This is a genomic window from Fulvitalea axinellae, from assembly GCF_036492835.1.
GTDB lineage: Bacteria > Bacteroidota > Bacteroidia > Cytophagales > Cyclobacteriaceae > Fulvitalea > Fulvitalea axinellae.
Genome location: NZ_AP025318.1, coordinates 170,255 through 184,376, shown reverse-complemented (window position 1 = coordinate 184,376; position 14,122 = coordinate 170,255). Strand labels below are relative to the sequence as shown.

At 45.7% G+C, this 14,122-nt stretch carries 5 protein-coding genes; 3 read left to right on the top strand and 2 right to left on the bottom strand.

Annotated features, from left to right (window positions below; all coding sequences use genetic code 11):
* The first annotated feature begins 105 nt into the window (after nucleotides 1-105).
* Genes AABK39_RS23935 through AABK39_RS23925 form a run of 3 tightly spaced genes read left to right on the top strand, consistent with a single transcriptional unit; the run spans nucleotide 106 to nucleotide 5,613 of the window.
* Nucleotides 106-1,176 (top strand): efflux RND transporter periplasmic adaptor subunit, encoded by a 1,071-nt coding sequence (locus tag AABK39_RS23935; protein WP_338395541.1) that lies wholly within the window; start codon nucleotides 106-108, stop codon nucleotides 1,174-1,176.
* 5 nt (nucleotides 1,177-1,181) lie between these two features.
* Nucleotides 1,182-4,220 (top strand): efflux RND transporter permease subunit, encoded by a 3,039-nt coding sequence (locus AABK39_RS23930; protein ID WP_338395540.1) that lies wholly within the window; start codon nucleotides 1,182-1,184, stop codon nucleotides 4,218-4,220.
* Nucleotides 4,204-5,613, top strand: coding sequence for a TolC family protein (locus AABK39_RS23925; RefSeq protein WP_338395539.1), 1,410 nt, complete (start codon nucleotides 4,204-4,206; stop codon nucleotides 5,611-5,613). Before AABK39_RS23930 ends, AABK39_RS23925 begins: the two co-directional genes overlap by 17 nt.
* A gap of 147 nt (nucleotides 5,614-5,760) precedes the next feature.
* Here AABK39_RS23925 and AABK39_RS23920 read toward each other — a convergent pair whose 3' ends face one another.
* Together AABK39_RS23920 and AABK39_RS23915 are read right to left on the bottom strand one after the other, a co-directional pair.
* The gene (locus AABK39_RS23920; RefSeq protein WP_338395538.1) at nucleotides 5,761-9,588 is read right to left on the bottom strand and encodes a T9SS type A sorting domain-containing protein; all 3,828 of its coding nucleotides are present in this window, start codon (nucleotides 9,586-9,588) and stop codon (nucleotides 5,761-5,763) included.
* A gap of 289 nt (nucleotides 9,589-9,877) precedes the next feature.
* Nucleotides 9,878-13,771 (bottom strand): T9SS type A sorting domain-containing protein, encoded by a 3,894-nt coding sequence (locus AABK39_RS23915; protein WP_338395537.1) that lies wholly within the window; start codon nucleotides 13,769-13,771, stop codon nucleotides 9,878-9,880.
* Nucleotides 13,772-14,122 lie beyond the last annotated feature (351 nt).

The window sequence follows — 14,122 nt, the reverse complement described above, 5'->3', positions numbered from 1 at the left end:
GGCCGATGGTGAATCTAGACTTGTTGAGAAAAATACTCTGGATTACATCGAAACAAAACAAGAGCGGGATGCTTATCAAACAAGACAAATACAATAATAAATTGTATGAATTCAAAAAAGAACATAACCCGAATATTGTCTCCGTTTTTTGTTCTGCTGACACTTCTTTCCTGCAAAGGAGAAAAAGAGACAAAGCGCCTGATACGTCCGGTTAAGGTTTTTCAGGTCGAGGGTAGCGATGAGGTTAGCCGAAGGTCTTATCCCGCTGTGGCGAAAGAGTCTAAGGAAACGACGCTTTCGTTTCGGGTAGCCGGACCTTTGGTGAAGTTTAATGTGAAGAACGAAGGCCAAGAGATAAAGAAGGGAGAGCTTATAGCCGAAGTGGATCCGCGCGATTTCAGCAACGATCTTCAGGCAAAGAAGGCCAGTTACGAGCAAGCGGAAGCGGAAAGGAAACGATTCGAACAACTGCTCAAAAAGGGGACGATTCCACAAAATGAGTATGATATAAAATACGCTACGGCGAAGCGGGCCTATTCGGCTTACCGGGCGGCGGCCAACGCTTTGCGCGACACAAAGCTAATCGCTCCCTACACTGGTTATGTAGGGAAAAAGTATGTTGAAAATTATCAGCGTATACAGGTAGGGCAGCCGATTGTCAGCCTGATTGATGTTTCCGAGATCGATATTTATTTCCATGTTCCGGAAGTGCTGGCCAAACGGTATTTTGATATCAAGCGGTTTGAGGTGGTATTCGATAACTACCCTGAAAAGGTATTTAAAGCCTCGCTTAAGGAAATTGGCAAAACACAGACTGGCGAGGGATACCCGGTCACGCTGGTTCTGGATTATAAGTTCGGCTCCACGCCAAAGTACATTATCGCTCCAGGGATGAGTTGTAAGGTAAAAGCGATTCTGAAAAATTCCGATAGCGAGTTCTCTAATTTGTTTATCGTACCCGTAACGGCCGTGTTCGAGCCGGACGCTAAAGATTATTCCGCCGTGTGGGTTTTGAATCCTGAAACCAATACTGTGGAAGAAAGAAAAGTGACAGTGGGAAATCTGGTGTCGAGCAGTATGATAGAAATATCTTCGGGTGTCAAAAGCGGCGATTTGGTAGTGACGGCAGGTGTGCACAGGCTACATGATGGGCAGAAAGTGAAACCGTTGAAGTAAAGGTCATGAACATAGCCAAGTACGCGCTTTCGAATAAGGTCGTTATCCACTTCTTTTTGGTGGTAACCGTATTGGGTGGAATATGGTCTTTCCCGAAACTGGGTAAGTTGGAAGACGCTCCGTTTATTATCAAAACGGCGGTGATTACAGCCGTGTATCCGGGCGCCACACAGTATGAGGTGGAAGAACTTGTTACAGATTTATTGGAGAGCTCTATACAGAATACCCGGGGTCTTGACTATCTCAAATCCGAATCAAGGCCCGGGAGGTCAACGGTGTGGGTGAACATTAAGTTGGATACCCCGCCTGAGATTATGCCGCAGATTTGGGATGAGCTTAGGCGAAAAGTCAACGATGCGGAAAAACAATTGCCGGAGGGCGCTTATGTAGTGCAAATTAACGATGACTTCGGTGATGTATATGGCATTTATTATTCCCTAACGGCGGATTCGGGGTTTAAATATTCGGAGCTAAAGCATTACGCAAAATTTATCCGAAGAGAGTTGGTTACCATTCCCGAAGCCGCTAAAGTGGCGCTTTACGGGGTTCAGGAAGAGGTAATTAATGTTGAGATATCCCAGGAGAAACTGGCCAGTTCCGGAATTCATCCCCAACAGATTTTCGCAACGTTGCGGGGCCAAAACAAATTGGTTTATACCGGAAATCTGGAAACACCAAACGAGGAAATCCGTGTGACCTCTGACGGAACGTTTAAGTCCATTGCCGAGATCGAAAACTTAGTGATTGAGGGACAGTCCGAGGGCTTATTTAAGTTGGGGGATATCGCCACATTGACTCGTGCGTACAGGTATCCAGCATTGACGGAATTCAGAACAAACGGCCTTCCGGCTATTGGAATAGGAATTTCTACGGCGGAGGGGCAAAACACTATAGTGCTTGGAGAGAAGATACGGCAAAAGCTTGAGTATATAGAGGAGCAATTGCCGGTGGGCATAGAGATTCAGGGGCTTTATCACCAAGATAAAGTGTCGGTGGACGCAAACAGGGATTTTATGATCAACCTTGTCTTGTCTGTCGGAATAGTAGTGGCCATCATCTTGTTGGCAATGGGCGCGCGGGCTGGTGTTTTGATTGGGAGCAGTCTGGTTTTCTCCATATTGGGGACCCTTTTGCTAATGTACTTTACGGGTATACAGCTTCATAGGACATCCTTGGCGGCGATTATTATAGCTATGGGAATGTTGGTGGACAATGCGATAGTGGTGGCGGACAACGCTATTATCGGGATCGCCAAAGGTCAAAAAAAGAAAGATGCCCTTATCAACGGGGCTTATACGCCTCAATGGGGTTTGTTTGGCGCCACTATTATTGCCGTATTGTCGTTTATGCCCCTTTATTTAGCTCCGCACAGTACGGCCGAGATCATCGCCCCTTTATTTATCGTTCTGGCCTATTCGTTGGGCTTGAGTTGGCTATTCGCCCTAACGCAAACGCCTTTGTACGGAGAATTTATTCTGGAAGGGCCAAAGGAAGGAAGCGAGGTGGAAGATCCGTACAGCAAACCGTTTTATGTGAAATTCAAGCGTTTTGTTGAGGGTTGCATTGCCAGAAAGTGGTTCACGATGGGGATTGTAGTGGTCGTTTTGGTGTTGAGCGTGTTTGGTTATCAATCAATCAAGCGGAGTTTTTTCCCAAATATCGACAAAGCGTATTTTAAGGTTGACTATTGGTTGCCAGAGGGGTACAACATAAACCGTACGGCTTCGGACATGAAGCAAATTGAGGATTTTTTGCGGACAAAACCGGAGTTGAGAAACGTGTCGATCTCAATCGGGTCGAGTCCGTTAAGGTATTATTTAGCGTCAACATCATTCTCGTTACGGTCGAACTTCGCCAATATACTAGTCGAGACGGTTGACGGGGAATCTGCCGTGAAGTTGTTGGACGAACTGGAAAAGTATATCAATGAGAATATTCCCGACGCCACGCCTATCATGTTTCGGTTCAAGGTGTCGCCTCATCCTGATGCCATTATCGAGCCTACGATCGTAGGGCCGGACCCTGCGATTTTGCGCCAATACGGCGATTCTATCAAAGCGATTTTCCGGGCCGAGCCCAAAGTGCGGAATATAAGAACAGGTTGGGGTAACAAGTCAATGACTTGGGGGCCAATATATTCGCAAACTAAAGGCCAAGGGGCGGGAGTGTCCAGGGACTTGATGGCGAATTATCTGAAAATGATCACTACGGGCATAGGTGTTGGCTATTTCCGAGAAGAGGACGAAAATATACCCCTGTTGCTGAAAGATAAGGACTGGAAGAACTTCGATTACGGAAATACGGGAGGACTTCAAGTGTATAATCCCGAAGGGAAATCCGTTAGTCTGGAACAGGTGATAGACGGGTATGACATTCATTGGGAGAATAAAGTGATTCGTCGCTATAATAGGGCCAGAGCGCTGGCTATACAGTGCGACCCTGTGCCTGGTGTTGAGAACCCGGAGATTGAGGCAGTTGTGATGCCTAAGATCAACGCTTTGGCCTTGCCTGATGGATATAGCATCTTCTGGGACGGAATCTTTGAGGATCAGCAATTGTCTCAGGAAGCGATAATGGAAAACTTGCCGTTAGCGTTGATTCTGATGTTCGCAATTCTGATCGTACTGTTCAATAGTATCAAAAAGTCATTCATCATCTTCCTGATGTTGCCTTTGATCATAATTGGGGTGGTTCTCGGATTTCTCCTTACTGGCTTGTCGTTCGGTTTTTTCGCCGTGCTTGGGCTATTGGGACTTTTGGGAATGGTAATAAAGAATGCGATTGTGCTTCTCGAACAGGCGGACAATGAAATGAAGGAAAATGGCAAGAGCAGGTACGAGGCGATCGTTTTGGCCGCGCAGTCTAGGTCTTTGCCCGTAATCATGGCCTCGGGCACCACGATTTTAGGGATGTTTCCTCTTTTGCCCGATCCGATGTTCGGGAGTATGGCCGCTACTATAATGGGAGGACTGTTTGTGGCGACATTGCTTACGCTGATCGTTTTGCCCGTTTTATACTCGATTATATATGGACTCAAAAAGTAGTCGTTCGATGGGATTTGCCAAGACAATAACTTTTATCGCAACGGTGCTTCTGCTGACGGGAGTCCAACCGTTATTCGCTCAGTTGAACCAAGGGCAAGATACGGTGTTGACTCTTGAGAAATGCCGGCGAATGGGATGGAAACATGACCAAAATCTCAGGGCCGAAAAGAAACAGACCGTAGCCTACGGCGAACAAGCGAGCTCTGCAAAGAAAGACCGTCTCCCGCAGCTTGACGGAATAGGTTCGTACCAATATTTAGGCGAAGCCCAGGGTATACAATTAGGCAACGTGCCAGTTATCAGCCCGGATGGTATGGTAGTCGGATATGTTCCCGGAAGTGATTTGGCTTTGGCAAACCATCATTTTTATCAAGGGGGATTGGAACTGAATCAGCCTTTATTTCTTGGAAACAGGCTAAGGAACAATCAACGCCGGTTTTCGGCTTTGGAGAAACAAGGTTTGACTAGGGAAAATATTAGAATCAATGACTTGACACTGGAAATTGACACGGATTATTGGGATGTGATTTCCAGTAAAGAATTGTTGATATTGGCCAAGAAGAATGAAAAGTTATTGGCCCAATTGGTCGAAAATATTCAGAATCGGTATGAGGCGCAGGTGGTGAGTAAAAATGACTTGTTGATGGCTCAGGTCCGCCATAATGAGTCGAAACTGGAACTTATTCGGTCGAATAATCGGCTGAAATTGAGTAAAATAAAGTTGAATCAGATTTTGGGAGCCGATATCGATGCGTCCTTCGCTTTTGTGGACTCGATTACCGTTAAGTTGGAAAAAACTGACCCGGACAAAGACTATATCGAACAGGCGAACGGTAATAGGCCGGAGATAGATTATCTGAACATGCAATTGTCTATTCATGATCTTACGGAAAAGCTGACCAAGGGAAAATATCTGCCTAGTTTATCCGTAGGTGTCAGTGGATATTACGCCAGACCAAATCCGGAACTTAGGCCTGAAGGAGGTTTTAATTGGAGCGCCGGAGCTTCGCTAAGCATACCGATCTATCGCTGGAACAAAAGAAGGAATGATTTGAATTACGATATGCTCCAGAAAAATAAATCGGAACTGGCCTTGGAGAAGACTCGGGAGTATATCGCCTTGGAAGTGAAGCAGGCAATTTTTAACCTGAATGAAAGCTACGAGAAGGTTAAAATTGCCGAATTCTCTTTGACGCAAGCAGACGAAAACCTAAGAGTGAGTAAAGAAAACTATGAGGTGAGTCTGGTTTCTATTCTGGCTTTACTTGACGCCCAGACATATTGGCAAGAGGCATACGCTACTTTTATTACTTCAAAAGCCGAATATAGATTAAACCAAACAAAATTGGAGAGAGCGTTGGGAGTACTTGTGAATGATTATGGAAAGCGATAGGGGTTGACTGAGTCCAAAAAAGAAACCGTTTCGTGAGGTGGGGAAAAAGTGGTTCAGACATAAGTAACTAAAAACAAACCCAGAGAGCGAGAAGCTTTCTGGGTTTGTAGATTTTATATTGCTTTGCAAGTCAAATTGATAGACCGCCTATTTTTTTACGAACTGGATCGTTTTTGAGAATGTTGGAGAAACGATTCTCATAAAATATGTTCCAGTTGGAATAGAAGATACATTTAATGTGATTTCGCCTGTTGCTCCGTTGATTTCTTGGGTTAGTAACACTTTTCCAGAGTTGCTGAATACACTTACGTTCAGGCTTCCATTCAGAGCTTTGGCCTTAACGGTAACTTGGCTACTGGCGGGGTTAGGGGAAAGTATAACGGAATTGTGAGGTTCCATAACGCTGGTTACGGTATGCACGCGCATAGCGATTACCTTTTCCGCCGCGGCGTAAAGCCCATTTGCCTCAACGCTGGCCTTAATAGTTGCCAAACCGGCTTTGAGAGGGCGAAGAGCTACACCGTTAATTTCCGCTACGTCCTGACCTTGGAGGATTTCGTATTGGACTTTTGCGGGAGATTCAGAATATCCGGAGAGCGCAAAAGCGGGAGTATTCTCATTGATGTCAAGGTCTTCCAGACCCAGAATTTCGACTTCGATTCTTTCTCCATCCGCAACGATACGGAACTCGCGTTGTAACTCGGCTGAAGTATGCGTTTCCGTCGCTGGTACAAATGCGCGAATAGTCAGGTTACCGGCCGATTTTATTGTCATCAGTGTGCCGCTAGCGGTGACCAATTCCGCACCTTTGATGATTTCGTATTCCACTTTGGCTGTTGAATTGGTGTATCCGCTAAGTGAGAAAGTACCATCTGAAAACTGGATGGCTCTGCTTTCAAAATTTGTGATGATAGCGGGTACCAGTTCTCCCTGGGCGGTAACCGACACCTCAATGGTCTGCTCGACGGCGAGATAGTTTTCGGTTGCCTCAACCGACGCTTTGATTTGGGCGGCGCCAGCTTTGACAGCCGTAAGTTTGTTTTTCTCCAGAGTAACAAACTCGTTTCCGGAGATCACTTCATAGGAAACCTTTCCGTCCGAATTAGAATAGGCGCCTAATGTGATTACATCGCCTACGGTAGTCCCGATATTTCCCCAATCCGAGATTGTCGCTTTTTGCCTGGCATTGGCTTCGAGTACGTTTATGGTTATTGTTTTGGAAGCCTGCGAATAAGTACCTGTGCCCGCAACTGTCGCCTTGATCTCTACAACGCCTTTCTTGACGGCTGTAAGTGTAGCGTTCTCTCCAAGCGTGGCGAATTCGGCGCCGGATACTATTTGGTATGTCAAGGCGCCGTCGGAGTTGGTCTCGGCGTTAAGTGTGATCGATTCGCCGGCGGAGATGCTGAAATCGTTCCAAGCAAACACTCTGGCTTCGGTTTTTTCGCCCGTGGTGAAATCTGAGGCCAAGGCGAATTCTTTGGTTACGGAGTATTCCCCGTCCGAGCCGACAAGGCTGACAACGAATGTGGATTTGTCGATAGTTTTGTTTACCAGCAATTTGTCTCCCTCTACCTTAAAATAAACGGCGTCGTGCTTGTCTTGAAGTTTGAAACTCCCTCGATCGCCATCTATATCTTTGAGTATAATTTGGGCTATCTCAGTTCCGATAGGATCGGAGGAGGCGATTTTGAAATTACTGAGTCCCAGATTTTCAGGCGCTTCGTTGACGTTCTGGATATGGATTACGAAATTTTGTTCGATATTCTTATCGCCTTCGGCCTTGATGCGAATCATCATAAGATTTTCGCCTTCGTAATTGGCTTCTGACTTAAGCTTCAGGCTTTTTCCGTCGATTTCGAATTTGCTGTTATGTTGCGCGCCTTCGCCAGGGATCAGTGTATAGGCGTATTCGCCGCCCTGATCTACGGACAAAGTGCCGACGGTTCCGGTTTTGTTCTCCTGAATGCTGTTATTATTGATCAGGATTACTGGCCCTTCTGTAGGTACGGGAACTACCTGTACAATTACCGGCAACTCGGTTTTTGCTCCGTGCGGGTCGGTTACGGTAACCCTCAGGGTTTTGTCTCCAATGTCGGAAGCCAGGAATTTGCGTTTGTTTTTGATCTGGACCTTGTTGTCCACCACAAAGTCGTTCGAGACGATTTCGTATTTGAAGTCGATATCTTCCGGGTCATCATCTGTGGCGACCAAAGTTCCGATATAAGTACCTTTTCGCTTCCCGACTTCGATCCTGTTAGTGGAAAGTACCAGTTCGCGGGGAGCGTCATTGATGTCCAAAGCTTCAATGCGGAAATCTTTCGGAATAGTGAGTGATCCGTCGGTACTGGAAGCGTTGACCCTGATATTGTAGTAGCGCTGTGTCTCGTAATTGAGCGGTATTTTTGTTTTCAAAATATCGCCTTCGATAGAGAAAAACCTGTTGTCAAGAGCTTCAGGGAGCGAAAACCCGAAAGTCCCGTCTTTTACGCCCGAGAGCTTGAGTTGGCCTACGTCACCGATTTCGTTTTCGTTGATCGTAACGTTGGTCATCACAAAGTTTGTCGGCGGGTTTGTGGTAGGGTTCCCTCGCTGGATAACGAGTTCTTTCTGGAATTTTCCGCCGTAAACGTCATAAGCTTCAACCGTGATCCGATATTCTGTCAGGAAGTGATGATTGAACAGTTCTTCCGAACTTACGAGTGTTCTGCCGTCTTTGATCCGGAAGCTGGAATTATGACCGTCCATATCGCCGACAAGGCGGAAAAACACTTTGTCTCCGTCAGGGTCTTCACTGAGTAGATCGCCGACAACCGCCCAACGAAATGCGTGAGGTGGCATATGGTTGTTGGTGAGGCTGATATCAGTAGGCGCTTGGTTTCCGTCTTTGTGTATAAAAACGGCGATGTCTTTACTCTTGATCGTAAGCTCAGGAAGGGATTCGTTGGTGACGAGGCAACGGTAAACGCCGGCTTGTTCACTGTCCATAATGAAGCGGTAGTCCTTGCCTTCGGAAAGCGGAATTTCCTCGCCGTTGAGTTCCCAACGGTACTTGTTTTCATCGTCAGGCAAGCTAAAGGCGAGATCTACGGCTTCGCCACCATTGACAGTTCTTTCGGGTACATCTTCACCCAAAGCTTTTTGGGGAGAATAAATAAACTGAAAGTCCGGATTGGGTGGTCTATCTGCGCTTCGGAAACGGGATCCGTCGGAGAGGCTCTTCAGATATATGAGTTGTTTGAAGTTCAGGTAATTATTGTCAATCCTGAACGTATCGGCGTGCATGGTAAGGTGAGGTGTCCGACCGTAATATTGGATATCACCTTTTTTCCAGTTACTGAAATTCTGATCCCAAATTCTATGATCTTCCCATTTGAGGCGGTCGAGCTCCCTTATATTATTGTTGTTTAATTGAAGAACATAAATACCCCGATACCCGACATTTCCCTCATCAGGGTAAGGAGGTTCGAATGTTTCCAAGCCATTGTGGTCAAGAGCTACTTTCTTTACATTCTGTTGTGACATGCCTTGACCATATAGTCTTGCTGTCACTTTACTGATTCGGTTGTGACTAAAAAGGAATTCAGTTTTGGCGTAGAAACGGCCCTGTTCGTAACCATGACTGTCATAAGTCCAAATATATTCGCCAGGCGTGCCTAACATTTCACCCGCTAGGTTATTGTTTCTAAGATCAACAATAGCGAGTGAGGAAGGTCTTCGAGTGTCATCATCAGGAAAATTGACAACATCTTGGCCTTTTATATTCCCTTTTATAAAACGAGGGGACTGTGTCCTTTTGAGTAAGTCATTGGCGGATTTATAGTGCCAGTTGTCGCCATCAAGTTGGGACTTAAGTAAGTTTAACCAATCCTCCGATATCTTTGGGGAGAGGGGATAATCATAGGTTTCCGTTTGTGCGAATCCGGAAGCTGATATCAAAAACAGCAGGATTCCGGTCAGTAAATGCTTTTTCATATATATGTTGGATAGTTACGTGCGCATTGTTTAGCGACCTTGGTCCCAAGCCAAATTGTGCCAAAACGAATTCGTTAAAAAAAGGACAATAACGTTTGCCTTGTTGAGTACATAGGGGCGCTAGCAAGCATAATTCGAAGAGAGCGACAGGATTACGCAATGTTGCGTAACCCTGTCGTGGATGTCATGGGTGAATAATCCTGTTTGGGTTTTAAAAGCATCTTACCTCTTGGTTTTGAGGTGTTTAAATAGAGATATCCATGCTCAGAACCGAGGTTTGATGCTTGACTTATTTCTTAATAAGCTTTTTGGTCCACAGGCCTTTTTCCGTGACGATCTTGACATTGTAGATCCCGGAAGGCAATGATTCCAGATCAACGCTTATCTCTCCATTGGCTGAGTCTTCGGATTTACGAATAAGCTCGGTTCCTGAGTTAGAATAGATTATAACTTCAGTCTTGCCTTTGGCATTATAGGAGTTGATGTTCAGTATGCCACTGGTCGGGTTCGGGTACATTTCGATCGAATTCGAACTGTCTTCGACATTGGTAACCGTGTGCACGCGCAACACGATCACTTTTTCTGCGGCTTTATATAATTTGTGCGGATCAACGCTGGCTTTGATACTGGCCAATCCGGCTTTAAGAGGACGAACATTGACTCCGTCAATTTCAACCACACCTTCGCCTTGGACGATCTCATATTTGATCTTGGAAGGCGACTCGGAATAACCGGACAATGCGAAACTTGGAGAGTTCTCGTTGATATCGATATCTTCAAGACCCAGGATTTCGGTAGCGATAAGGTCTCCGTCTTTGAGAAGCGTAATATTTACCGACATTTCTGCGGCGGTGTATTTCTCTGTTGCGTTTACATATGCCCTAACGCTAATTTCTCCATCTTTGACTAAAGTGAGCAAAGAGCCGTTAATGGAAGCCAATTCGGCTCCTCTAGTAATCTGATATTCGATTTTGGCGTCCGAATTAGAATAAGCGCCCAAGGTCAATGTCCCTTGAGAGAGCGGAATTGCGGATTCGAAGGAGAAGTTTGAAATAACGGCGGGAATCAGTTCGCCTTTTGCGTTAATCGTCACTTCTATGGTTTTTTCCGCAGAGAGGTAATTATCGGTTTCCGCAACAGAAGCTTTTACTGTAGCGACTCCGGCTTTGACGGCCGTAAGTTTGTTTTTCTCGATAGTTACGAATTCCGCACCCGCTACGATTTCATAAGTGATTTTACCGTCGGAGTCGGAATACGCGCCCAAAGTCATCACTTCGCCGGTGATGGCGTTTAGGTTTTCCCAATCTGAAATCGTGGCTGTTTGTTTACTGCCTTCTTCCAGTACGCTGACCGTTATGGTTTTCGAAGATTGGGCAAATTTATCCGTCCCGGCGACTATGGCCTTGATTTCTACAGTTCCTTTTTTGACACCATTTAGAGTTGAGCCGTTCAAAGTCGCAAACTCGGCGCCCGAAACGATTTGATAAGTCAAAGCGCCATCGGAATTGGTTTCGGCTGTCAATTCGATAGATTTTCCTGCCGGAATACTGAAATCGTTCCAAGCGAAAATTCTTGCCTCGGTTTTATCGCCTGAATCAAAGTCAGAGATGATGGCAAATTCCTTGTCGACAGAGTATTCTCCATCCGAGCCAATGATGCTGATTACAAAGGCGGTTTTATCCACGGTTTTATTGAGAATGAGCCTGTCGCCTTCAATCTTGAAGTATGCGGCGTCATGCTTGTCTTCGAGTTTGAAGCTTCCGCGGTCGCCGTCAATGTCTTTGAGAATCAGTTTGGCGACATCCGTGCCTATGGCGTCGGTTGCCTTGATCTGGAAGTTGTTGAGTCCAAGTGTTTCCGGCGCTTCGTTAACGTTCTGGATGTGGATGACGAATTTTTGTTCGATAGTTTTCGCCCCTTCGGCCTTGACGCGAATCATCATAATATTCTCGCCTTCGTAATCGGCCTCGGACTTAATTTTCAGGCTTTTGCCGTCGATCTCGAACTTGCTGTTGTGTTGCGCACCGTCGCCGGAAACCAACGAATAGGCGTATTCGCCACCTTGGTCAACCGAGAAAGCGCCGACAATCCCGGTCTTGTTTTCCTGAATGCTGTTGTTGTTGATCAGGATAGAAGGACCCTCGGTAGGGACAGGAACGACTTGTATAATCACCGGCAACTCGGTTTTTGCGCCGTGCGGGTCGGTTACGGTCACGCGCAGGGTTTTGTCACCGATATCGGAATCCAAGAACTTACGCTTGTTTTTGATTTGCACATTATTGTCAACCACAAAATCGTTCGAGACTATTTCGTACTTGAAGTTAATGTCCTCGGGATCGTCATCTGTGGCCACAAGTGTACCGATGTAGGTGCCTTTCCGTTTGCCTACCTCTATTCTGTTGGTAGAAATCACCAGTTCGCGAGGAGCGTCATTGATGTTCAGGGCTTCGATGCGGAAATCTTTCGGTATGGTGAGTGATCCGTCAGTGCTGGAAGCGTTCACCCTGATATTGTAGTAGCGTTGAACTTCGTAATTGAGCGGAATTTTCGTTTTCAGCATCTCGCCCTCAATGGTGAAAAACCTGTTGTCCAAGGCTTCAGGAAGCGAAAATCCGAAAGTTCCGTCTTTCACGCCCGAGAGCTTAAGTTGACCCACCTCGCCAATTTTGTTTTCGTCGATGGTCACATTGGTCATCACAAAATTTGTCGGCGGGTTGGTGGTGGGGTTGCCTCGCTGGATTACGAGTTCTTTCTGGAATTTTCCACCGTAAACGTCATAGGCCTCTACCGTAATCCGATATTCTGTCAGGAAGTGATGATTGAACAGTTCTTCCGAACTTACGAGTGTTCTGCCGTCTTTGATCCGGAAGCTGGAATTGTTTCCGTCCATATCTCCGACAAGTCTGAAAAACACTTTGTCTCCGTCAGGGTCCTCGCTGATCAAGTCTCCAACCACTGCCCAACGGAAAGCGTATGGAGGCATATGGTTGTTTGTGATGCTGATATCGGTAGGGGCTTTGTTACCATCCTTACTCATGAATACGGCGAAATCCGTACTCTTAACCGTTAGTTTTGGCAGGGCTTCGTTTGTTACCAAGCAACGGTATACACCGGCTTGCTCACTGTCCATAATGAAGCGGTAGTCCTTGCCTTCGGAAAGAGGGATCTCTTCGCCGTTAAGTTCCCAGCGGTATTTATTTTCGTCGTCGGGTAAGCTGAATTCCAGCTCGATAGCCTCGCCGGCGTTGACAGTTCTTTCAGGGATTTCCTCGCCCAAGGCTTTTTGCGGGAAGTAAATAAACTGGAAATCAGGATTAGGGCTCGGTTCGCTACCGCGGCTACGAGACCCATCCGTGAGACTTTTGAGATATTTGAGCTGTTCAAAGTTCAAATAATTATTTTCGATCCTAAAGGTATCGGCTTTCATCACCAAGTGGGGGGTGAATCCATAATATTGGATGTCGCCCTTTTTCCAGTTGCTGAAATCCCGGTCCCATATCCGATGGTCTTCCCATTTGAGTCGGTCAAGCGTCCGGATCTTGTTGTTTTGTAACTGAAGGTTATAGATACCGCGGTACCCTACATTGCCCTCGCTAGGGTAGGGAGGCTCGAACGTTTCCAGACCGTTGTGGTCAAAGGCGACTTTTTTTACATAATCTGTTGAGGGGCTTCCTTGTCCGTATAATTTTACGGTAACCTTGCTGATTTGATTATGACTGAAAAGAAACTCAGTTACAGGATTAAAACGTCCCGACTCGTAAGTATAACTCCCGCTTTTACTTTTATATGTCCAGATCGGATCATCAAGTAACTCGCCTTTTAGGTTGTTGCCCCTAAAGTCAACGATATCCAAGGACGCACAACGCCAAGCATGACGAAATGAGTTTTTGTCAGTAGTGCCGAAATGTTGGATATGATATTCCATTTCGGCGTTTCCCATCATGTGAACGTGGTTTTCGTTGCCTTTTTTGAAACGGGGGGATTCTTTCCGTTTCAACAATTCGTCAGCACTTTTAAATCTCCAATTTTCGCCATCCAGTTGATTCTTTAACACTTCCATCCAATCCTCGGAAATCCTATAGGAAAGCGGACGGTCAACAGCCGTTCTCTCTTGTTTATTCTGAGAGAAAACGGGACTCATAATAAACGATAACGCCATTATGAAGAGTAAGCGTGTTTTCATGTTTGGTCTTTTTCAGTAACAAAAAATCACTTATCTGAAACAGTATCTATTTGTTTTCAAGTAAGGTTGCATTAGAGCAGAATGTGTGTCGGTACCACTAAAATTGACACTACACTTCACGAGCCAATTATTTATGAGTCATGAGATGTCCGGATTTGGTGTTTTTACCGGGGTATTTCAGCGTTTTTTGAAAGGAATGCCACCAGTTTTCCTTATTCCCATTTTTAGGATATTAACCTTTCTGTTTTTTGTTTATGGGTGTATTTCGTTGATATATAGCTTTTTAAATTGATTTCATGAGGTTTTCATATGAATGAAAATAGATGGGTAAATATAGATATCGATTCACAC